This is a genomic window from Kitasatospora sp. NPDC023385 (assembly GCF_055664045.1).
In genome coordinates this window covers 233,060-252,825 of sequence record NZ_JBVOOL010000004.1, presented here as the reverse complement: position 1 = coordinate 252,825, position 19,766 = coordinate 233,060, and the positions used below count along the sequence as shown (strand labels likewise).

General features: G+C 72.0%; 17 protein-coding genes and 2 pseudogenes. 11 read left to right on the top strand and 8 right to left on the bottom strand.

Annotation, left to right across the window (positions count from 1 at the left end):
• Window positions 1-64: 64 nt before the first annotated feature.
• Window positions 65-1,186: a sugar ABC transporter substrate-binding protein gene (locus AC0B61_RS09025; protein WP_471739949.1), complete on the bottom strand. Its 1,122-nt coding sequence runs from the start codon at window positions 1,184-1,186 to the stop codon at window positions 65-67.
• 202 nt (window positions 1,187-1,388) lie between these two features.
• Complete coding sequence (gene paaK, locus AC0B61_RS09020) at window positions 1,389-2,723, bottom strand: phenylacetate--CoA ligase PaaK (RefSeq protein ID WP_471739948.1); 1,335 nt, start codon at window positions 2,721-2,723, stop codon at window positions 1,389-1,391.
• Window positions 2,724-3,001: 278 nt separating this feature from the next.
• On the opposite strand from paaK, the gene AC0B61_RS09015 reads away from it, so the two are divergent.
• Together AC0B61_RS09015 and AC0B61_RS09010 are read left to right on the top strand one after the other, a co-directional pair.
• Entirely contained in the window at window positions 3,002-4,546 is a 1,545-nt protein-coding gene (locus AC0B61_RS09015; RefSeq protein WP_471739947.1) for a hypothetical protein, read from the top strand.
• Between the two features lie 306 nt (window positions 4,547-4,852).
• Window positions 4,853-6,016, top strand: a complete 1,164-nt coding sequence (locus AC0B61_RS09010) for an ROK family protein (RefSeq protein WP_471739946.1) — start codon at window positions 4,853-4,855, stop codon at window positions 6,014-6,016.
• A gap of 207 nt (window positions 6,017-6,223) precedes the next feature.
• Here the strand turns inward: AC0B61_RS09010 and AC0B61_RS09005 are convergent, their stop codons facing one another.
• The gene (locus AC0B61_RS09005; RefSeq protein WP_471739945.1) at window positions 6,224-7,006 is read right to left on the bottom strand and encodes a GntR family transcriptional regulator; all 783 of its coding nucleotides are present in this window, start codon (window positions 7,004-7,006) and stop codon (window positions 6,224-6,226) included.
• 381 nt (window positions 7,007-7,387) lie between these two features.
• Here AC0B61_RS09005 and AC0B61_RS09000 point away from each other — a divergent pair, with 381 nt between their 5' ends.
• From AC0B61_RS09000 to AC0B61_RS08985, 4 genes and pseudogenes are all read left to right on the top strand, one after another.
• The gene (locus AC0B61_RS09000; RefSeq protein ID WP_471739944.1) at window positions 7,388-8,203 is read left to right on the top strand and encodes an exodeoxyribonuclease III; all 816 of its coding nucleotides are present in this window, start codon (window positions 7,388-7,390) and stop codon (window positions 8,201-8,203) included.
• A gap of 174 nt (window positions 8,204-8,377) precedes the next feature.
• Window positions 8,378-8,548: a hypothetical protein gene (locus AC0B61_RS08995; protein WP_471739943.1), complete on the top strand. Its 171-nt coding sequence runs from the start codon at window positions 8,378-8,380 to the stop codon at window positions 8,546-8,548.
• A gap of 234 nt (window positions 8,549-8,782) precedes the next feature.
• Complete coding sequence (locus AC0B61_RS08990; protein WP_471739942.1) at window positions 8,783-9,736, top strand: MerR family transcriptional regulator; 954 nt, start codon at window positions 8,783-8,785, stop codon at window positions 9,734-9,736.
• Between the two features lie 148 nt (window positions 9,737-9,884).
• Window positions 9,885-10,177 (top strand): annotated as a pseudogene (locus AC0B61_RS08985) (isorenieratene synthase); the annotation flags it as partial.
• A gap of 291 nt (window positions 10,178-10,468) precedes the next feature.
• Here AC0B61_RS08985 and AC0B61_RS08980 read toward each other — a convergent pair.
• Window positions 10,469-10,888 (bottom strand): MarR family winged helix-turn-helix transcriptional regulator, encoded by a 420-nt coding sequence (locus tag AC0B61_RS08980; protein ID WP_471739941.1) that lies wholly within the window; start codon window positions 10,886-10,888, stop codon window positions 10,469-10,471.
• Window positions 10,889-10,949: 61 nt separating this feature from the next.
• Between AC0B61_RS08980 and AC0B61_RS08975 the strand changes: the two genes are divergently transcribed.
• Window positions 10,950-11,750: an alpha/beta fold hydrolase gene (locus AC0B61_RS08975; RefSeq protein ID WP_471739940.1), complete on the top strand. Its 801-nt coding sequence runs from the start codon at window positions 10,950-10,952 to the stop codon at window positions 11,748-11,750.
• A gap of 315 nt (window positions 11,751-12,065) precedes the next feature.
• Here AC0B61_RS08975 and AC0B61_RS08970 read toward each other — a convergent pair whose 3' ends face one another.
• Window positions 12,066-12,236, bottom strand: coding sequence for a zinc-binding dehydrogenase (locus tag AC0B61_RS08970; protein ID WP_471740106.1), 171 nt, complete (start codon window positions 12,234-12,236; stop codon window positions 12,066-12,068).
• Window positions 12,237-12,319: 83 nt separating this feature from the next.
• Window positions 12,320-13,057, bottom strand: coding sequence for a dienelactone hydrolase family protein (locus AC0B61_RS08965; RefSeq protein WP_471739939.1), 738 nt, complete (start codon window positions 13,055-13,057; stop codon window positions 12,320-12,322).
• A 316-nt stretch (window positions 13,058-13,373) separates the two neighbouring features.
• Here AC0B61_RS08965 and AC0B61_RS08960 point away from each other — a divergent pair, with 316 nt between their 5' ends.
• The 3 genes from AC0B61_RS08960 to AC0B61_RS08950 all read left to right on the top strand — a co-directional run bounded on the left by AC0B61_RS08960 (window position 13,374) and on the right by AC0B61_RS08950 (window position 17,936).
• Window positions 13,374-13,994, top strand: a complete 621-nt coding sequence (locus tag AC0B61_RS08960; protein WP_471739938.1) for a SigE family RNA polymerase sigma factor — start codon at window positions 13,374-13,376, stop codon at window positions 13,992-13,994.
• Window positions 13,984-15,225, top strand: a complete 1,242-nt coding sequence (locus AC0B61_RS08955) for a hypothetical protein (protein ID WP_471739937.1) — start codon at window positions 13,984-13,986, stop codon at window positions 15,223-15,225. Before AC0B61_RS08960 ends, AC0B61_RS08955 begins: the two co-directional genes overlap by 11 nt.
• A 599-nt stretch (window positions 15,226-15,824) precedes the next feature.
• A complete protein-coding gene (locus tag AC0B61_RS08950) occupies window positions 15,825-17,936 on the top strand; it encodes an FG-GAP repeat domain-containing protein (protein ID WP_471739936.1) in 2,112 nt (703 codons plus the stop codon).
• A 253-nt stretch (window positions 17,937-18,189) separates the two neighbouring features.
• Here AC0B61_RS08950 and AC0B61_RS08945 read toward each other — a convergent pair whose 3' ends face one another.
• Window positions 18,190-18,846 (bottom strand): SMI1/KNR4 family protein, encoded by a 657-nt coding sequence (locus AC0B61_RS08945; RefSeq protein WP_471739935.1) that lies wholly within the window; start codon window positions 18,844-18,846, stop codon window positions 18,190-18,192.
• Window positions 18,847-18,925: 79 nt separating this feature from the next.
• Between AC0B61_RS08945 and AC0B61_RS08940 the strand changes: the two are divergent.
• Window positions 18,926-19,171 (top strand): annotated as a pseudogene (locus tag AC0B61_RS08940) (PadR family transcriptional regulator); the annotation flags it as partial.
• 339 nt (window positions 19,172-19,510) lie between these two features.
• On the opposite strand, the gene AC0B61_RS08935 reads toward AC0B61_RS08940, so the two are convergent.
• Complete coding sequence (locus tag AC0B61_RS08935) at window positions 19,511-19,765, bottom strand: chorismate mutase (RefSeq protein ID WP_471740115.1); 255 nt, start codon at window positions 19,763-19,765, stop codon at window positions 19,511-19,513.
• Window position 19,766: the final 1 nt, after the last annotated feature.

Genomic DNA, 19,766 nt, shown 5'->3' with positions numbered 1-19,766 from the left:
GCGGGGCCTGTTCGGGTTCGATTCGGGCCGATCCGGGTTCGATCGGGTGGGCGGAGGACGCCGGCTATGCGAGGCCGGCGGCCTTGCACGCGTCGGCGTAGTCCGGCGTGCAGATCTGGGCGACGGTGTAGAGACCGTCCTTGACCACCGTGTCCTTGACGTTGTTCTTGTCGACGACGATCGGGGTGATCAGGTTGGCCGCCACCTTGTTGCCGCTGCCGTTGGTCACCGTCGTCGGTGCGAGGGTGGAGTCGGGGTTCTGGCCGGCGGCCAGTGCGACGGCCATCCGGGCCGCGATGTCGGTCTCCGGCTTGAACGGCTTGTAGATCGTCATGGTCTGGGTGCCGGCCAGGATCCGCTGGATGGCGTCGAGTTGGGCGTCCTGGCCGGTGAGCGGGACGCTCAGGCCGGCGGCCTTCAGCGCGGTGGCGATGCCGGCGGCCATGCCGTCGTTGGCGGAGTAGACGCCGACCACACTGCTCGCCCCGAGGGCGGTGATGGCCGCCGAAGCCTCCTGGTTGGCGTTGTTCGGATCCCAGTTCGGGGTGTCGTACTCCTTGCCGATCTTCAGCTTGCCGTCGATCGCGCTGTGCGCGCCGGCCTTGAAGTCGGCCGCGTTGGGGTCGGTGGGCGAGCCGTTGATCATGATGATCGAGCCGGAGTTCGCCTTGCCGCCCACCGCCGTCACCAGGGCCTTGCCCTGCAGCTCGCCGACCTTGTGGTTGTCGAAGGACACGTACGCGTCGGCCGGGCCCTGGGCGAGGCGGTCGTAGGCGAGCACCTTGACGCCCGCGTCGTGGGCCTTCTGGACCGAGGACTGGATCGACTTGGCGTCCACCGCGTCCAGGATCAGCACCTTGTCGCCCTTGGTGAGGGCGGTGTCCACCTGGGTCTGCTGGAGGGTCGCGTCCTGGTTGGCGTTGTAGTAGTCGATCTGCGCCTGCGGAGCCAGCTCCTTGATCCGCTGCTCGATCAGCGGGCGGTCGAACTGCTCGTAGCGGGTGGTCTTGCTCTCCGGCAGCAGCAGGCCGATCCGGACGGCCCCGACGGAGACGCTGCCGCTCGCACTCGCGCCGCCCGAGGAACCCCCTCCGGACGACTGCTTGGCGCTGCCGCAGGCGGCGGCGCCCAGACCGAGGGAAACCACAGCGGTGACCGCGAGGACGCGGCGAAGCCCGATGCTCATGAGGATGCCTCTCCGGTTGAGTCCACCCCCTTGCCCTCCGAGTCTGGGAAGCATCGGGCGCGCCCACGATCCCGGTGAGCCGAACGGGTAGCCGGAGAGCCCGCTGGACTGACCGCCGATCGACCGTCTACATTTCTGTAGACGTCGGAGGCGTACGGCAGGACACCCCCGGACGGCCGTCCGCCTCCGACGCTCCCGTGCCTCAGCCCCGCTCGTCCACCACCCGCCTGATCTTCCCGACCGAGCGCTCCAGGGTGTACGGCTCGACCACCTCCGCCGCGACCGTCACCCCGATCCCGTCCTTCACCGCGCGGACGATCGCCTCCCGCGCTGCCTCCCGCTGCCCCGCGGACGCCTCCGGCCGGGCCTCGACCCGGACGGTCATCCGGTCCAGCCGCCCCTCGCGGGTGAGCCGCAGCTGGAAGTGCGGCGCGACGCCCGGGGTGCGCAGCAGGATCTCCTCGACCTGGGTCGGGAACAGGTTCACCCCGCGCAGGATGATCATGTCGTCGCTGCGCCCGGCGACCTTCTCCATCCGCCGGAACGCCGGCCGCGCCGTGCCGGGCAGCAGGCGGCTGAGGTCGCGGGTGCGGTAGCGGATGATCGGCAGCGCTTCCTTGGTGAGCGAGGTGAACACCAGTTCGCCGCCCTCGCCCTCGGGCAGCACCTTGTCGGTGAACGGGTCGACGACCTCCGGATAGAAGTGGTCCTCCCAGATGTGCAGCCCGTCCTTGCTCTCCACGCACTCCTGCGCGATGCCCGGGCCGACCACCTCGGAGAGGCCGTAGATGTCGACGGCGTGCAGGTCGAGCCGTTCCTCGATCTCGCGCCGCATCTCCTCCGTCCAGGGCTCGGCCCCGAAGATGCCCACCTTGAGCGAGGTGCTGCGCGGGTCGACGCCCTGCTTCTCGAACTCGTCCAGGATGGTGAGCAGGTAGGACGGCGTGACCATGATGATCTCGGGCTCGAAGTCCAGGATCAGCCGCACCTGCCGGGCGGTCATGCCGCCGGAGACGGGGATGACGGTGCAGCCGGCCCGCTCGGCGCCGTAGTGCGCGCCGAGGCCGCCGGTGAACAGCCCGTAGCCGTAGGCGATGTGCACCTTGTGGCCCGGCCTGCCGCCGGCCGCGCGGATCGAGCGGGCGACGACGTCGGCCCACATGGAGAGGTCGTGGTCGGTGTAGCCGACCACGGTCGGCAGGCCGGTGGTGCCGCTGGAGGCGTGGATCCGGCGGACCCGCTCCATCGGGACGGCGAACATGCCGAAGGGGTAGCCCTCGCGCAGGTCGGCCTTGGTGGTGAAGGGGAAATGGGCGAGGTCCGCCAGGCTGCGGCAGTCCTCGGGGCGGACGCCGGCCGCGTCGAACTTGCGGCGGTAGAGCTCGACGTTGTCGTAGGCGTGCCGCAGGGTGGCCCGAAGGCGGGTGAGCTGGTGGGCGCGCAACTCGTCCGGGCCCAGGCGCTCGCCGGCGTCCAGGAGCGCGGGCGGGATCGGCTCCCCGAGGCGTCGGCGCGGGACGGGTGCGGTGCCGGTCATCGTCGCTCCTTCACTGGTCGGCCGATCGGGGAGAAACCTACCGATCGTTCGGTCAGGAACGCCCCGGCCCAGTAATCCAGTACCCGCAACGACTGTCAAGGGATCGCACGGCAGTTCCGGAATGCGAAGTTCCGTCCACTTCGTAGCGACTTCGCCCGGGCCGCTTGGCTGCCCGACATGAAAATCATTACAGAATTTTGACCCATCGACGGGCTCCCCCTGCCCGACCACATGGTTCAGTAGTGCGGTTTCTCCCCCGCACCCCGGAAGTGATCACCGTGCCCACGACTCCCGCCCTGGTCAGCGCGCTGCGCGAACGCGGCGACCGACCCGCCGTCGTCACCGACGGGCGCGCGATCAGCGGCACCGGCCTGCTGCTCGGCGCCTCCCCGCCGGGCGGCCTGCCACGAGCCCTCGCCGAACGCGTCGCCCAGCACGCCGCGCTGGCCCCCACCGCCGCCCGCGCCGCCGAACAGCGACTGCGCTACTGGGCCGGCATCCTCGGCCCGCCCCCGATCCGGCACACCGTGCTGCACCCCGTCACCGACCTCGCCGTCGAACTCGCCCTCGCCACCCTGCTCGCCGGCGGCACCGTCCACTGCGGCGACCCCGAACAGCAACCCGACCGGCAGCTCGCCGCCATCGCCGCCAACGGCACCACCCACCTCAGCCTGCCCTCCGCCCTGCTCTGGCGCCTCAGCCGGCTGCCCGGCCACACCGCCCACGACCTGAGCGCGCTCCGCCTCGTCCTGCACGTCGGCCCCGAACCCCGCCAGGACGACGTGTACGCCGCCGTCGACGCACTCGGCGCCGTCCTCGCCCACGTCCGCGCCCCCGACAGCAACGCCGAGGCCGCCGACCGCCGACTGCGCGCCGACGCCGCCGACGCCACGGCCGCCGCCTGGAAGCACAGCATCGGCGTCACCGCCGAACACCTAGACGAGTTCGGCACCCACCTCGACCGGGCCGTACTCCGCGCCCTGCTCCTCACCCTCCAGCAGAGTGGCGCCCTCACCGACCCCCACCGCGGGCACCCCGAGGCCGAGATCATGGCCACCGCCATGGTCACCCCCGCCCAGCGCCCCCGCGTCGCCCGCTGGCTGGACGCCCTCGCCCGGCACGGCATGATCACCCGTCACGACGGCGGCGCCCAGGGCGCGGTCTTCCACGGCGGCCCCGCACTCACCCCCGCCGAAGCCCGGGAGGCCTGGCGCCCCGCCGTCGACACCTGGGCCGACGGACTCGGCCCCGCCGCCGCCCTCGACCGGGTCCGGCGCGGCGCACTGCGGCTGCCCCGGCTCATCACCGGCGAGGAGGCCCCCCGACCGGCCGCCGCCCCGGTCCGCTGGGCCGCCGCCCGCAGCTACCTCGGCGCCGCCCTCGGCACGCTGGTCCGCAGGACCGCCGAAGCGCACGACGGACCCGCCCCGCTGCGCGTCCTCGAACCCGACCCCGACGGCACCGAGACCGTCGCCGCCCGCGCCCTCGCCGCCCGGCCCCGACAGAACGCCGAACACCACGTCACCCCCGACGGCGGCCGCTACGACCTGATCGTCGCCACCGTGACCGCACGCCCCGACGGGGAAGTCCCGCCGCTGGTCCGGCTGCTCGCCCCCGGCGGCCGACTGCTCCTGCTCGCCCCCACCGCCGAACAGCTCGACCTGCTCATCACCGGCGACGCCCGCGGCCTCACCGCCCGGCCACCGGAGCACTGGCGGGACGCCCTCACCGCGGCGGGCTGCCCGACCGTCCTGACGCTGCCGGAGGACGGGCACCCGATGGGGCTGCTGGGGCAGCGGCTGTTCGCGGCCCGGGTGGACTGAGGCCTCGGACGCCCCACAGGCCCTGGCAGCCCCAGGACGGACCGTCCGTGACCGCGCCGTGAAGCCCGAATCACGCACCGCCACCCGATCCGTACCATTTCGATACCGAAGCCTGGATGAGCTGCAAGGATCCTCGCCGCCCGGGCCCGTCCCCGGGTAGGCTCCGCATGTCCTCCGGCCCTCGCGCAGGTGGCCCCCCGCCGCCGTGACGCGTACCGGGGGCGCACCCCCGCGGGCCATTCGGTGGGCACCGCGCACTCGACACCGCGCGCCAGGGCAGTCGCGCGAACGGCGAAGGGCATCGCATTGGCGGATCGGCTCACCGGAGGAGACTCCTCGCTGCTGCGGCGGATCAACGCGGCGGTCACGCTCCGGGCGCTGCGCAACGGCCACTCCGTGACCCTCACTCAGCTCGTCGGCGAGACCGGGCTCTCCCGCCCGACCGTCGAGGGCGTGATCGAGGGCCTGGTCGAGACCGGGCTGGTGGCCGAGGTCGAGCAGCCCAAGGAGGACGGTCAGCCCGGGCCCGGCCGCCGCGGCCGCCCGGCCCGCTGGTTCCGCTTCCGCGCCGAGGCCGGGCACATCCTCGGCATCGAGATCGGCGTGCACGACATCCGGGTCATCCTGGCCGACCTCACCGGCGAGGTGGTGGGCAGTCACTTCAAGCCGGTCGACGAGACCCTGGAGGCCGAGGACCGGCTCACCGCCGTCCGTACCGCCGTCGCCGAGGTGCTGCGCAAGGCCGGCATCTCCCGCGACAACCTGTGGTCCGTCGGCATCGGCACCCCCGGCATCGTGGACCGCGAGGGCACCGTGCAACTCGGCACCGCGATGCCCGGCTGGACCGGCCTCGACCTCGGCGCCCGGCTCCGGCGCTCGTTCCGCTGCCCGGTCCTCATCGAGAACGACGCCAACCTCGCCGCCATCGCCGAGCACTGGCAGGGCTCGGCGGTCGGCGCCGACGACGTCGTCTTCGTGATGGCCGGCCTCAGCCCCGGCGCCGGATCCCTCATCAACGGCAAACTGCACCGCGGCTACGGCGGCGCGGCCGGCGAGATCGGCGCACTGCACCTGCTCGGCCAGGAGGTCACCCCCGAGCGCCTGCTGTCCACCACCGGCAAGCCGCTCAACCCGCTGGACGAGGCCGCCGTCGCCCGCGTCCTGCGCCTGGCCCGGGAGGGCGACGAGGTCGCCAAGGTCGCCATGGACCGCTTCCTCACCCGCCTCGTCCAGGGCGTCGCCGCCCTCGTCCTGGCCATCGACCCGCAACTGGTGGTCATCGGCGGCTGGGCGGCCGGCCTCGACGGCGTCCTCGGCCCCCTGCGCGAACGCCTCGCCCAGTTCACCCTGCGCGCCCCCGAGGTCGCCCTGGCGGCCCTGGGATCGGAGGTGGTGGCGATGGGCGCCCTGCGGGTGGCCCTGGACCACGCGGAGGACCAGCTCTTCGCGGTCGACCCGCCCCGGGCCTGACCGGCGACGGCAGGGGATCCGTCACGTTTGGGGGTCAAGCTCGGCGGCCGGGGGGTCGAGCTCGGCGGCCGGCGGCGGTCAACGGCAAAGGCCCGGACGCCACTTGGGCGCCCGGGCCTCGGCCTGAGGGTTTCCGGACAATGGTTCGGGAGAAGCGGTGCTCCAGCGGGCAGTGCGCCAGCGGGCAGTGCGCCGGGAGGCGGCGTTTCAGGAAGCGGTGCGGACCTCGGCCGTCGCGGCCGCCGGGGCGACCGGGGTGACCTCGACCAGGCCGGCCTCGCCGAAGGTCAGCTTGCAGGTGTCCGCGCGGTAGGTGGAGACGGCGAGCGCCACCAGGCGTCCGGCGGAGGCGTACTGGGTGGTCATGACCAGGACCGGGGAGCCCGGCGGGCGCTCCAGGAGGGCGGCCTCCTCGGCCTCGGCGACGCCGAGCTCGACCGAGCGCGACTCACCGTCCACCTCCAGCCGCTCCAGCTGGCGCAGCACCGAACGGGCACGGTCGCTCTCGGCGCGGAAGCCCGGCAGGTGCGGCAGGGCAGCGGCCGGGACGTGCAGCGACTCGGTGGCCATCGCGCGGCCCTCCACCAGGCGGACCCGGCGGACGGTGTGCACGGTGGCGCCCTCGGCGATGCCGAGGCCCTTCGCCAGCCGCGCGGAGGCCGGGGCGGTGGTGCAGTCGACCGTCCGCCAGGCCTGGCTGCGGCCGACACCGGGCCAGCCCTCCTCCTGCCGGTTGACCGGGACGCCCACCCGCGGGGCCGCGATCAGCGTGCCGATCCCGCGGCGGCGCACCAGGCGGCCCTCCAGCTCCAGCTGGTCGAGCGCCTGCCGCAGCGTCGCCCGGGCCACGCCGAAACGGGCGGCCAGCTCACGCTCGTTGGGCAGGACCTGACCGATGGAGAACTCCGAGTCGATGGCCCGCAGCAGCACCGTGCGCAGGTGCCAGTACTTCGGCTCCGGCACCGCAGAAAGCTGTCCAGTCGTTCCCACCGCGTCCTCCACCTGTGTGCTGTCCGCCCTGCGACAAGGAGGGCGGATCCGGGGCCCGCTGTCCGCTGTTGCGGCAGGTGGGAGAGCGAGCCTTTATCCGTCCTTCTTTATTAAAGGTCCTTGCAGTAAGTGACCCTAGGGGCTCTGTCCTGAGATGGTCAAGACCAATGCCGCGGCTTGATGCGACGGTCGCACTTCTTCATGCCGCGTTCACGTCAGCTCGCGTCGGCTCGCATAAACCCATGTCAGCGCGGGTCAGCGCGGGTCAGCTCGGGTCAGCTCGTGTCAGCTCGTGTCAGCCGCTGCCGTTATCCGGCCCGCACCCCGAGCCGCCGCGCGTCACGATTCGGGCCGGGTGCGGCCAGTCGGTAGGCTGCCCGGGTGATCGTGGTGACGAGTGTGAACGTGAACGGAATCCGGGCCGCAGCCAAGAAGGGCTTCGTCGAGTGGCTGGCCGGCACCGAGGCGGACGTGGTCTGCCTGCAGGAGGTGCGCTCCGAACCCGAGCAACTGCCCGTCGAACTGCGCGACCTGGACGGCTGGCACGCGGTGTGGGCCCCCTCCGCCGCCAAGGGCCGCGCCGGCGTCGCCATCCTCTCCCGGGTGGAGCCGCAGCGCACCGTGATCGGATTCGGGTCGGAGGAATTCGACACCTCGGGCAGGTACGTGGAAATCGACCTGCCCGGCCTGACGGTCGCCAGCCTCTACCTCCCCTCCGGCGAGGTCGGCACCGACCGCCAGGACGAGAAGGAACGCTTCATGGCGGAATTCCTCGACCACCTCACCGCCCTGCACGCCCGCGCCGCCGCCAACGGCCGCGAAGTCGTGGTCTGCGGCGACTGGAACATCGCCCACCGCCCCGAAGACCTCAAGAACTGGAAGGCCAACCAGAAGTCCGCCGGCTTCCTCCCCGAAGAACGCGCCTGGCTCTCCCGCGTCTACGACGAAGCCGCCTACGTCGACGTCGTCCGCGCCCTCCACCCCGACCGCACCGGCCCCTACACCTGGTGGTCCTACCGCGGCCGCGCCTTCGACAACGACTCCGGCTGGCGCATCGACCTGCATTGCACAACTCCCGGCATCGCTGCCAAGGCGGTTGAGGCCTACGTCGAGCGCCCTGCCACGCACGCCGAGCGCTGGTCTGACCACGCACCTGTCACCGTGGTGTACGACCACGCAGGTCTTCCGGGTCAATAGCGGTGCGGTTCGCAGGGTCGAGGGTGGTGCGATGGAGCTGGAGCGGCACCTTCAGGCGTTGGTCGAAGCGCACATGGAGACGATGCTGGGGATCCGGTTTGTGGCGAACGAGCCCTCGCCTACCGGCGGCGGCGGAACTACCCGTGCGTCAGAGTGCTGGCCCGGGAGCTGGTGGTGGTGCTCAACGTGGACCCCTCCGCGGTGGAGCTGGAGCCGGGCTGGACCCGTGACCTTCGGAAGGTCGGGCATCTGGGCACCGGGAATCTGGAGGTTCGGATCGCATCGGCCGAGGACGTGTCTCGGGCAGTGCCGCTGTTGGAGGCCAGTTTCAGGGCGGCGGCCTGATCTCATGCGAACGGCGGCGGGCGGTACACCGGTCTTGGTGTACCGCCCGCCGCCGTATCTGCCCGCACGAGCGCCGAGCCGGTCGGGGAGGACCCCAGGCCTGCGAGCCGTCCCCGCTCGCGTGCGAGCAATTGTCAAGACCTGTGGATGAGGCGGCTGTCTCGGTCCCGTGGGGTGGTGGGTGGAGGGAAGATGACTTGAGTCTCCAGTAAGGGGAGACACAAGGGTGGGGGCATGGACGGCGACGGACTCTTCACGATCGGGGCTCTGGCCCGTAGGACCGGGCTGACGGTCAAGACCATACGGTTCTACTCCGACACCGGGATCGTGCCGTCAGCCGACCGAAGCCCGGCTGGCTACCGGCTCTACGACATCACCGCGCTTGCACGCCTGGACCTGGTGCGCACTCTTCGCGACCTGGGCCTGGAACTTGCCGTCATCCGGCAGGTGCTGGACCGGGAGATCTCGGTGCCCGAGGTCGCGGCGGCACACGCCGACGCACTGGAGGTGCAGATCCGCACCCTTCGACTGCGACGCGCGGTGCTGCGGGCGGTGGCCAAACGGGGCTCTACTCCCAAGGAGATGGACCTCATGCACAAGCTCGCGAAACTCTCCGACGACGAACGCCGACGCCTCGTCAACGACTTCATCGACGACACCTTCGGCGATCTCGAAGCCAACCCCGACTTCGTGGCCCTGATGCGTTCGGCCATGCCCGAGCTGCCCGACGACCCCGAACCCGAGCAGCTCGACGCCTGGGTCGAGCTCGCCGAACTCACCCAGGACCCGGCCTTCCGCGCCTCCGTGCGACGGATGGCCGAGCACCAGGCCAACGAGCGTGCCCAGGGCGACACCACCGGCCTGCACCAGGAGCTCACCGAAGCCGTCCGCGACCGGGTCGGCGACGCCCTCGCCTCCGGCATCGCCCCGGCCTCCGCCGAGTCCGTGCCCGTCGTCCGTGACCTGACCGCGCGCTACGCCCGAGCCTTCAACCGTGCGGACGACGGCGAGCTGCGCGAGTGGTTGCTGACGCGCCTGGAGACCGCCAACGACCCGCGCGCGGAACGCTACTGGCACCTCGTTGCCGTGATCAACGCCTGGCCCCTCCCGCCGAGCCTTGCGCCCGTGTTCGCCTGGCTCATCGCGGCCCTGCGCGCCGGGACCAGCAGCAGCCCCACCACCGCGTAACCCCCTTGCCCGGCCCTCGCAGCCCCTGATCAGGCTGCGAGGGCCTCGGCACGCTCGACGAGCAGGCCGCGTTCGAAGCAGGCGCCGGCGCGGACGAGCGCGACCAGGTGGGCGCCGTTGACGGCACGCCAGCGCGCCTGGGCGGACACCCCAGCTGGCGACCGCCCGGATCGTCGACAGCCGGCACCTCTGGCGAGAGGACTGCCCTCACTTCGCGGTCGACGGCTACCGCGGGCGGCCCGGCGTGCGCACGTCCCACCCGCGCCTGGTGCTGACGGCATCCGCTGCCCGCTGCCGACGGCCCTGATAGAGCGGGCCGCCACCACGGGTTTCCTCGCCGCCAACGCCCTGCTGCACAGCTTCGGCCTGCGGGGCCACGAGCTGTGGTCCGTCCCCACCCGCGGCCGCACCGGCCCGCTGCGCGCGCTCTGCGGCGGCTGAGGGATATCCCGCACTGCTGGCAGCCTGGCAGCCGCCGAGCCCGTTTCCGGCCTCGTCCCGCGCCGGAGCTGGCGACCGGCGCCGAGGTGTACCGGCCCGCCGCCGAGCTCCCGTACGCCACGCCAAGGCGACGGGCAGCACCGGCTGCGGGCGTTCGTCGAACGCCACCGCCTCGGAGTCGGCGCCGAGGAGACCGCGGCGCAGCTGGGCCCTCGGCGCGTGGCAACGGACGGACGGAGCTCTCCAGCGCGGCCGGTTGCGAGTGGTACGAGGTGGGCGCGGCGGTCGCTTCTACCCGGCTTGTGCCGCGTTGAGACGCCGGAGCAGGTCGAGCAGGGTCGCACGGTCCGCTGCGGGCAAGGTGGAGAAGCAGGCAGCGAGAATCTCGTCGGCGACCTTGTGGCCGGCCACCAGGACCTGCTCACCGGCAGCAGTGAGATGGTGCTCGATGCGCCGGCCGTGTCCCGGTCGACGCTCGACCAGGCCCTGGGTCGTCAGGCGGCCGACGAGCGTTCCGAAGGCTTGCTCGGTCTGGAACGTCGCCGCAGCCAACTCGCGGGCCGATGCCCCGGGTGTGCGGCCGATCGCGCGCAGGGCATCCCACTGGGCCAGCGTGGTGCCGACGGTCGAGAGCGCACTGTCGAGCGCTCGGTGTTGCCGGTACTGGGCCTGCTTGACCGCTCTGCCGAGTTCTTGCAGCTCACCGTTCATGGATCGAGTCTACGACATGACCAAGCTAGCTTATATAAGGATACTTAGTTAATGTGGAGGCATGCTCACCGACCACACGGCAGCCGTGTACTCAGACCTGCCCCTCACCGTGTCCGAAGCCGGAGTCGGCAGGCCCGTCCTGCTCCTGCACGGCGGAGGGGGTCCGGCCACGGTCGCCGGCCTCGCCCGCCACATCTCCCGTACCGCACACGCCATCACGCCCGTGCACCCCGGCTGGGACGGCACCCACCGGCCCGAATGGCTCACCGGCATCGACGACCTCGCCCTCGCCTACCTCCACCTCCTGCACGACCGCCGGCTGCACGACGTCCTCGTCGTCGGCTCCTCGCTCGGCGGCTGGATCGCCGCCGAGATGGCCGTACGCGACACCACGGGAATCATCACCGGCCTCATCCTGATCGACGCCGTCGGCGTGAACGTCGAAGCGGAACCGATCACCGACTTCTTCGCCCTCGACGCACGCGGCGTGGCGGAGCACTCCTGGCACGACCCGGACCGCTACCACCTCGACCCCGCCGGCATCCCCGCCGACGAACTCGCCCGCCGACAAGCCAACATGGCCACCATGCGCACCCTCGCGGGCGCCCCTTACATGCACGACCCGAAACTCCTGCGGCGGCTCGGACGTGTGCAGGTGCCGGCCCTCCTGCTCTGGGGGGAGAGCGACCGCATCGTCACGCCCGCGTACGGCGCGGCGTACGCCGACGCCTTCGCCAACGGCGCGCTCCAGGTCATCCCCGAGGCGGGCCATCTTCCGCACATCGAACAGCCGGAAGCCACCAACGCCCTGATCGACGCCCACCTACACGAGGCGACCATCCGTTCTATCAACACTGAGTGACCGGGGGGCCAGGTACCTCCCCACTACTGGCCGTCCGTGGGGAGTCGCAGTCAGCCGCTTTCAGTGGATCCGTGGTCGGCAAGGCCAACTTGCACCGCATGCTCGTGAGCGTTCCGCTCAGCCGGGCTCCAGTTCGTCGCCAACCGCATCCCCGACCGCACCGTCCCCGACCGCACCGTGATCCTGCCCACCCTGCGCAAAGGCGGCATCGGACGCTCATCCCTCCCCGCGGCCGCACTCCTCACGACTGTTCCTGTGTGAGGTGAGGGGCGGATCCTCTGGTTGCCGAGGTGCGCCGTTGCGTGGTGGAGGCTCTCACGCCATCGCGACGACGACCTTTCCGGCTTTGGCGCGGCCCTTCTCGGCGTGCTCCATCACCTCGCGGGTCTGGTCGAAAGAGATGACGCGGTCGACGACGGGACGGATCTCTCCTGCGTCGACGAGCCGTGTGAGCTCGCGCAGCTGGTCGCCGTCGGCCGCTCGAATGTGGTTCCGCTGCGCGGACTTGAGGGGAGGGGGCTGTCAGTGCATGACGCGGATCAGGCCTGGCGCCAGGCCGTTTGCCTAGGTCATGTCCCCAGATCCTCTGTCACGGGCAGGCACTCGGCGAGCAGGTCGACGACGTCGCGCCAGGCTCGCTGCGCGTGCTGTGGGTGGTAGCCGACGCCGGGGACCACGGGGTGGTCGACCGGTGGGTGGTGGAAGGCGTGCAAGGCGCCGCCGTAGACCGTGAGGCGCCAGTCGACGCCCGCGGCCTGCATCTCGGCGGTGAACGCGTTCCGTTGCGCGGGCGGCATGATCGCGTCTTCCGACCCGACTCCGGCCCACACCGGGCAGCCAATGCGCGCTGCCTCGCCCGGTCGGCCCGTGGTCAGTGCGTTGACTGTCCCGATCGCGCGCAGGTTGACGCCGTCGCGCCCGAGTTCCAGCCCGACGGCGCCCCCGGTGCCGTAGCCGACGGCGGCGATCCGGTCGGGGTCGGTCCGCGGTTCGGTGCGCAACACGTCGAGCGCCGCATGCCCGATGCCCCGCATCCGGTCGGGATCAGCGAGCAGCGGCAGGCAACGGGCCAGCATCTCCTCGGGGTCGCCCAAATAGCGCCCGCCGTGAAGGTCGAAGGCCAGCGCTACGTATCCCAGCTCGGCGAGAGCATCGGCCCGGCGGCGCTCGACGTCGCTGAGCCCCATGCCCTCCGGTCCGAGCAGCACCGCGGGCCGGCGGTCGATACCGGCCGGGAGCGCGAGGTGCCCGATCATCGTCAAACCGTCCGCCGGGTACTCGACCGTACGCGTCGTGATCGCCGTCATGGGACTGGACTGTAGCGATCGTCGAGCCCGGCCCGGCCGGTGTTCTGCCGCTGGCAGAACACCGCGCGCCGGCGGGCTGCTCGGCGGGGGTGGGGGTGTTCTCCCGGGGCCCGGGAACCGGCCCGCCGCCGGAGCCGGCCGACTCCCACCGCCGTGTCCGCCACGGCTGAGGATCGCCACCGCCGTCCGTGCAGCCCTGCCCGGCCTCGCCGCGCCCGGCCATCCCGCCGATCCCGCTGATCCCGCCGATCCCGTCCATGCGACCATCTGACGATCAAGCTGTCACACGGAGCCAGGGCCACCGCGTTACCAAGACATGGATCAATCACCGAGTCCGGACACCCCGGCCGAACCACCGTGGCCGGAGTTCCCCGACTTCGTCGCCTCCCGCGGACGCCACCTGCTGCGGACCGCCTTCCTCCTCACCGGCGGTGACGCCCACCTCGCAGAGGACCTCGTCCAGGAGGCGCTCGGCCGGATCTTCGTCAAGTGGCGGAAGATATCCCGCCTGGACAACCCGAGCGGCTACGCGCAGACCGTCCTGGTCAACACCTTCCTCTCGTACCGCCGCAAGCGCAGCGCCTCCGAGCGCGTCACCGACGAGTTCCCCGAGATCGGCGTGGACGACCCGGACCCGGCGCTCAGGCTGACGCTGCTGCGCGCCCTGGCCGAGCTCCCGACGCAGGACCGCGCCGTGCTGGTGCTCCGGTTCTGGGAGGACCGCAGCGTGGAGGAGACGGCGACCGTCCTGCGCCTGAGCTCCAGCGCCGTCCGCACGCGCAGCAGGCGGGCGCTGGTCAGGATGCGCGCCGTACTGGGCGACAACATCGATGCGGCCGTGCGCCGACCCACTGACCCGACCGGAGCGACAGGCGCGAGCGGCGTGACCGGAACGGACCCCTCCTCCGAGAAGGCGGTGCTGCGCCATGCCCACTGACGACGGATTCACGGACGACTTCGCGGACGACTTCGCCCGCGCCCTGCGCGGCGCCGCCGAGCTGGCGCCCGGCCCCGCTCAGCCCGACCTCGCGGCGAGCGCCGAGCAGCGCGGGCGCCGTCGACGCCGCCGCCGTCGCGCCGGCGTCGCCGGGGCCCTGGCGGTCCTGGTCCTGGCCGGGGCGGGCGGCTTCGCGGCCGCCGGCCGCGGGCCGTTCGGCGCCGTCGGCCCGGCCGGCCCGCCCGCGCCGGACCTGCCGAAGATGTCGACCGAGGAGGTCGTCGGGCTGATCTCCGGACTGCTCCCGCAGGGCAAGGTGCGCGTGATCACCGCCGGAGGCGCGGGCGACCGCGGCCAGCACCGGACCGGTGCCACGCTCTGGTTCGACGACGGGGCGGGGGACAGCATCCTCGAGGTCTCCGCGGAACGGACGGACCAGCGGCCCGACACGGGCGCGGTCTGCATGGACGCGTTCAGTACGCCGCAGGACTCCTGCGACCGCACCGTCCGCCCGGACGGCTCCGTCCTGGTCGTCGACAAGCTTCGGGACGCCTACGACGCGGCCAAGCGCGAGTGGCGGGCCACCTGGGCCGGCCCGGACGGCCGCAGGGTGATGGTCATCGAGCACAACGGGCAGCCGGCGGTGGCGAGCCGGCCGAACCCGCCGCTGACGGGCGACCAGCTGACCAGCCTGGTCACCGCCCCGCAGTGGGACCGGGTCTTCGCCTCGCTCGCGCCGGTCCCGGGCGCACTCAAGCCCGCAGGCGCTGCGGAGCCCACCGCCCCCCAGGGCCCGTCGGGGGAGGACCTGCTCGCCAAGCTGGCCCCGTTGCTGCCGGCCGGCGCCAAGGTCTCCGGCCAGGACGCCAAGCGGGCCGTGCTCACGGCGACGGTCGACGGCCGCAGCAGCATGCTGATGGTGGGCGTGGAACCCGCGTCCCAGCGCGGCCGGGACGAGCTGAAGAGCATGGCGCACGACACCACGACCCCACTGGAGGCCCGGGAGAAGCGGGCCGACGGCACCCTGGTCGTCACCAACCGCTTCGGCAACGGCAAGACCGCGACGGACCAGATCCTGCACTGGACGGCCGCGGTGTACTACCCGGACGGCAGCCAGGTGCGCGTCTCGGAGTGGAACGGCGAGGACGGCTTCACCTTCAAGCCCGGCGACCCCGCACTCGACGTGGACGCACTGAAGGCGATCATCACCAGCCCGACCTGGCGCACCTGACAGCACCACGGCACCACCAGCACGGCGCCAACGCGCTAGCCTGGCAGGTGAGTTACCACTGCCGGGCTGGCGCGTCGGCGCCGCTCCTCGGCGTTTGACCTGCTCGACGCGGACCCACTCCCCGACGCGCTCGGTTCGTGGTCTCGCCACGCTCTCCCCGGCCCCCGCCCGCCGTGGGCTCTTCGGTCGTCCAGTTCCGGGCGTCGCGCCGCGATCCGTTCCGCGATCTCGGACTCCACCATGAACCGGCGATCGCGGCGGTGACCCGCTCGCCCTCGACGGACTGGCCCTTCTTTCCGCTCTTGGCGAGGTTCACCTGCCGGTGGAACCGGTCACCGCAGCGGTCGCAGTGCGGTACCCCCAGCCAGGGCGAGGCGGCGTTCGAGCGCCGCTGAAGCCGTACGGCGGACGGCTTCGAGGCAGTCGCGCCAGGAGCCTCTACCCAACGCCTCAATGGCGCACCTGATGTAGCGTCAACTCGCCCTAAGCGTCCAGGGTCGTTACGGCATCATCGATGCACGGACGGCCCTGCGCCGCGTTCCGCAGGACGAACCTCCGGGCCGTGACACATTCCAGGCACGGTGGGAGGATGATCCACCATGACCACTCCGCCTCGCAGCAAGCCACGAATCCGAGGTGCCGCCGCAGTTGCCGCAGCACTCCTCTCGCTGACCGTGGGAGCCGCGAGCGGCCCGGCCTCCGCCGCCACCACGGTGACCACCGTCCCCGACGGGGCCGTCGCGACCTACAACACGGTCACGCGGATCGGCACCGACGGGCTGGGCTTCCAGTGGGACAACGGCCGGGAGGCGGCCCGAGCCGCCACCTTCGAGTCCGCCCACCCCTCCCTCAAGCGCACCGGGATCAACGGCGTCCTCGCCACCACCGGCACCTCGGCCCGCGCCCTGTGCCACCCCTCCCACATCACCGGCGCCCAGGGCTTCTGTTGGTCCGGCGAGGACGACGACACCTCGTCCTGGGTTCCGCAGGGCCTCACCGGCTCCGGCGAATCACCCCAGGCGCAGACCCTGGTGAACGGCCGCAAGGTGCTCATCGCCAGCTGGCACGGGCCCTCCGACAGTGCGGAGCGGATCACCTTCGCCAATGTCACCGACCCGGCCCATGTGACGTACAAGCACGCCCTGCTCGTCGGCCTCTCCGATGACAGCGCCACCTTCACGGCGCTCGGCGGTCACGCCAACTCCGTCGTCTGGTCGGGCACCCGGCTGTACGTCGCGAGCCGGGGCGACAGCCTCGACGTCTTCGACCTGAACGACATCTGGCAGATGGACGACACCTCCGACACCGCGGTCGGTGTCGACGCGAACGGCAGGACACACGCGGCCGGCCACGCCTTCGCCCTCCCGCGCGTGGGGCGCTACACCTACACCGGGGCGGGCTCGCCCGGCGACTGCGGCGCCTACGCGGGTGTTCCCCAGCGCCCCTGCCTCACCTCGGCCTCGCTCGACCTCACGGGCTCCCAGCCCGCCCTGGTCACCTCGGAAGGCGACCCCTACAAGGTGGAAGGGGACTTCGGCAGGGCGAGTGCGCCGATCGTCCGTTGGCCCATCGACCCCGTCACCGGCAACCTGAAGGCCGACGCCTCGGGCCGGGTCCAGGCGTCGGACGCCTTCGCCTCCCCGATGGGCGGCGTGCAGGGCGTCGCCATGAACAACGGACGTTTCGTCATGGCGGGCCCGTGCCCGGAGTTCGTGGACGCCTCGCACGGCGGCACCAACATCCCGAGCTGCCTCTACCATGCCTACCTCGGCGAGCCGGTGCGCCTCATCACCCGTACCGGCGTCAACATCGAGAACCTCTCCTACTGGCCCGGCAGCGACGAGCTCTGGATGGCCAACGAGAACGACTCCAACCGCATCGTCGTCCACACCACCTGGCCCGGTCAGCCCGCCCCCGCGGGCATGGTCAACCTGACCTCCGCCGACTTCACCGGCGACGGCAGGAACGACCTCGTGGGCGCCGAGGCCGCCACCGGGAAACTGTGGCTCTACCCGGGCAACGGCAACGGCACCTTCGGTGACCGCATCCAGATCGGCGCCGGCTGGGGCTCCATGGGCATGCTCGCGGCCGGCGACCTCACCGGCGACGGCAAGGCCGACCTGCTCACCGTCGACACCGGCACCGGGAACCTGTACGTCTACCCCGGCAGCGGCACCGCCGCAGGGATGAGCACACTCGGTGCCCGGACGCAGATCGGCTCCGGCTGGAACGGCATGCGGGAGGTCACCGTCCTGGACGCCGACAACGACGGCAAACCGGACGTGCTGGCCATCGACCGGAGCGGTGCCCTGTGGGTCTACCCCGGCAACGGAACACTCAACGGCACCTCGACACTCGGCAGTCGCAGCCAGATCGGCGCCGGCTGGGACACCATGACCGAACTCACCAGCCCCGGCGACCTGAATGCCGACGGCAAGGCCGACCTCGTCGCGGTCGACCGCGACGGCGTGCTGTGGGCCTACCCGGGCTCCGGCTCCATCAACGGAACGAGCACCCTGGGCAACCGCGTCCGGATCGGCACCGGCTGGAACAGCATGCGCCAACTCGTCGGCGCCGACTTCAACGGCGACGGCAGGGGCGACGTCGACGCCGTCCAGGCGCCCACCGGCTCCACCGGCGGCCTCTACTTCTACCCGGGCACCGGCAGCACGGCCTTGGGAGCCCGCAGCCAGATCGGTCAGGGCTGGTAGCCGGTCCGAGAGTCCCCTTCGCCAGGATCGATGTCGCCACGGCCGACAAGGGCCCCGACGTTCGGGGCCCGCCGGTGCGGTCCTGGCGCCCTCGTCGGCCGGGGTGGCGGCCGTCAGCCGGGGTGGGCAAGCCAACCGGGGTGGGCAAGCCAGCCTGCCCGGGGCGGGCCCACGCCGCTCGACTCGGTCTACCGAGTGGGTGGTCAGGGAAATCCGCCCGCGGTCGTTCACGACCATGCCCCGGGTGCGGGCCTCAGCGGCGTGCCGCCTCGCCCCCCGGGCGGGGCTCGTCGCGCTTGAGGGGCCGCGCAGGCGCGCCGGGGCCGCGCCAGTTCCCGGTGGTGGCTCCTTCCAGCTCGTCCGCCGCCTGCTGGAAGAAGGTGGACAACGAGGCGTAGACGCCTTCGTCGGGCAGGCTGTACTCGGCCCACGTGCCGACCGTCCCGTTGGCCCCGTCCAGGAACACCCCGTAGAGGCCGTCGCGATCCGCGGCAATCGGCACCCACTCCGGGCGCCAGGACGGGCAGTCGGGATCGTCGGAGGGTTCCATCTGCTCCACGGCCAGCCGGTGGAGGTAGACCCGCTCGATGTCTCCCAGGCCGAGCAGGAGATGACCGCCGGGAACGGGCACGTCGCAGCCCCGCTGCACCAGGGTCTCGCGGGGCTCGGCCCGCCCCCCGGCGTCCGGGTCGTGCGCGAGGAGCCACTGCCGCAGCTCCGTCGGCAGCTCCAGACCCATACGCAACTCGGCTCGGCCGATGTCCTCCGAGTCCCCCGGCTTGCCGAGGACGGCTACGACCCCGGGGTCGTAGCGTTCGAGCCACGCGGCGAACCGTGCCCAGGCCGCCCGAACGTCTCCTGCCCCGTCCATCGCGGTTCCCTCCAGTTGCGACGACAGCTGATCACGCATGGGAAGACCGTAGACGAGGTCACGGACAAGCACGCTCGGCCCACCACCAGGACGTCCCGCAGCGGGCGCCGGGGCTCGGATGACTGCGGATCATGGTGGTGGCCAAGACGAAGAAACGCTCCCTGCAGGGCCCACCTTTCTCCTGCTGACAGCCCTCGCGGACCGTCCACGCCACGGCTACGCGCTCGGCGAGGAGGTCGCGGCGATCTCCGACGGCCGGATGCAGCTGGGCGCCGGCACCCTCTACAGCAGCCTGGACCGGCTGCTGACCGAAGGGCTGATCCGGGTCGAACGGGAGGAGACAGTCGACGGCCGCCCCCGCCGCCGGTGCGGGTCGCGTCCCGGTCTGCCCAACGGCTCGGCCTCCTGCGCCGCTGACCACTCTCCCACCGCACGGCCCCTCCCCGCGGTCCTCTGTGCGGTGGGACGAGGGCGATCCCTTCCGCTCCCACCCTCACCAGCTGACCCCCGGCCGCCTGAGTACGCGTCCTACAGCTCGCGGCCAGTCGGTGTCCGCCGAGGCCGGAGCGACGGCGGCCAATGGATGGCCGAGATCTCGGTCATGTGGTGTGTCCCATCAGGTGGTTCTCATCTGGCTCGGACGACTGCGCTGCTTCGTCCGGTTGCGGCTCCGGGCAGTCCGGATGCGGCTCCGGGTGTCCGGCTACGGCCGGTGGCGGGCGAGTTCGAGCAGCAGCAGGGCGAGTTGGACGCCCGGTCGGCCGAGGCCGCTCTGGTACTCGTTCAACATCCGGCTCTCCCGGGCGAGTTCGGTGCGGGGCAGGCCGGCGTCCCGGCGGAGCGCCTCGATCTCACCGACCAGCTCGGCGCGGCGCCGGATCATCCGGATGAGGGACCGGTCGAGTTCGCAGAGTTCGTCCTGCCGCTCGTCGACGCGGCCCGGCACGGTGAGTGTCATG

Bases quoted from the DNA above. Each gene is read 5' to 3' on its own strand.
- AC0B61_RS08975 (WP_471739940.1), top strand. From the start codon at position 10,950: ATGCTCACCGACCACACGGCAGCCGTGTACTCAGACCTGCCCCTCACC.
- AC0B61_RS08990 (WP_471739942.1), top strand. From the start codon at position 8,783: ATGGACGGCGACGGACTCTTCACGATCGGGGCTCTGGCCCGTAGGACC.
- AC0B61_RS08935 (WP_471740115.1), bottom strand. From the start codon at position 19,765: ATGACACTCACCGTGCCGGGCCGCGTCGACGAGCGGCAGGACGAACTC.
- AC0B61_RS08965 (WP_471739939.1), bottom strand. From the start codon at position 13,057: ATGACGGCGATCACGACGCGTACGGTCGAGTACCCGGCGGACGGTTTG.
- paaK (WP_471739948.1), bottom strand. From the start codon at position 2,723: ATGACCGGCACCGCACCCGTCCCGCGCCGACGCCTCGGGGAGCCGATC.
- AC0B61_RS08955 (WP_471739937.1), top strand. From the start codon at position 13,984: ATGCCCACTGACGACGGATTCACGGACGACTTCGCGGACGACTTCGCC.
- AC0B61_RS08980 (WP_471739941.1), bottom strand. From the start codon at position 10,888: ATGAACGGTGAGCTGCAAGAACTCGGCAGAGCGGTCAAGCAGGCCCAG.
- AC0B61_RS08960 (WP_471739938.1), top strand. From the start codon at position 13,374: ATGGATCAATCACCGAGTCCGGACACCCCGGCCGAACCACCGTGGCCG.
- AC0B61_RS09025 (WP_471739949.1), bottom strand. From the start codon at position 1,186: ATGAGCATCGGGCTTCGCCGCGTCCTCGCGGTCACCGCTGTGGTTTCC.
- AC0B61_RS08950 (WP_471739936.1), top strand. From the start codon at position 15,825: ATGACCACTCCGCCTCGCAGCAAGCCACGAATCCGAGGTGCCGCCGCA.
- AC0B61_RS08945 (WP_471739935.1), bottom strand. From the start codon at position 18,846: ATGCGTGATCAGCTGTCGTCGCAACTGGAGGGAACCGCGATGGACGGG.